This is a genomic window from Vibrio sp. Y176 (assembly GCF_033438945.1).
This window is the reverse complement of sequence record NZ_JAWOQS010000202.1, coordinates 1-911: the sequence shown is the minus strand read 5'-3', so window position 1 is coordinate 911 and position 911 is coordinate 1. Positions and strand designations below refer to the sequence as shown.

Sequence of the window (911 nt, the reverse complement as noted above, 5' to 3'; positions counted from 1 at the left end):
AAAGGCGCATTGCAATGCATTAAAGAGACCGATATCCACGAGGAAATCGAGCCGATCAATTTCACCCAACTGATTCAGCACATTTCCGCCAATATCGCCGATGCGCCGGACACGATTCGCATCCACGGTGAAATCCGCACCCACTTTGCTGGTAAACCGTTAGCGATTAAGCGCTGCATTCAGAATCTGGTAGATAACGCGCTCAAATACGGGCATCAAGCAGATATTACGCTGAGTGAAAGCTCAGAGTCGATCCAGATTGAAATTGAAGATCACGGTGACGGTGTTGACGATTTATTACTTGAAAAGCTCTGCCAGCCATACTTCCGCGCTAGCAACGATAAAGAAGGCAGTGGGCTGGGGTTAACCATTTCACAGAGCATTGCAAAGGCTCACGGCGGCAGTTTGTTGCTGAGCCATTCTCAGTTTGGCGGCCTCTGCGCCACACTGACTTTCCCGAGAGACTGACTATGAACAAACTGGCATTCTTGTTCCCACTGTTGCTCGCCCCTTGCGTCGCTCACGCTGAGTCGCCACAAGGGGTAGAGTTTTTACATTGGTGGACTTCTGACGGCGAGCAGCAAGCGCTGCAAACACTCAAAGCTCAGCTAAAACGGCACGATATTGAGCTGCTGCAAAGCCCGGTGTTAGGCGGTGGTGGCGACAGCGCGATGACGGTACTGCAAGCTCGCGCGCTGGCGGGCAATCCACCGAGCTTCGCGCAAATCGAAGGGCCAAGTATTAAGGCGTGGGATGCCATCGGTATTTTGCACAACGTCAACGCGGTAGCGGATGAGCAGCGCTGGGACGAGGTGCTCTATCCGCTGTCTATCGAAATCAACAAAACACACAACGGTTATATCGCCCTGCCACTCCCGCTGCACCGCTTGAACTGGTTGAGGGTCAACCAC

At 52.9% G+C, this 911-nt stretch carries 1 protein-coding gene and 1 pseudogene; both read left to right on the top strand.

Annotated features, from left to right (window positions below; translation table 11 throughout):
• On the top strand, nucleotides 1-468 hold a 468-nt coding region (locus tag R7O13_RS25090; protein WP_318304970.1), incomplete at its 5' end, for a HAMP domain-containing sensor histidine kinase.
• Nucleotides 469-470: 2 nt separating this feature from the next.
• Nucleotides 471-911: pseudogene (locus R7O13_RS25085) on the top strand (carbohydrate ABC transporter substrate-binding protein); the annotation flags it as partial.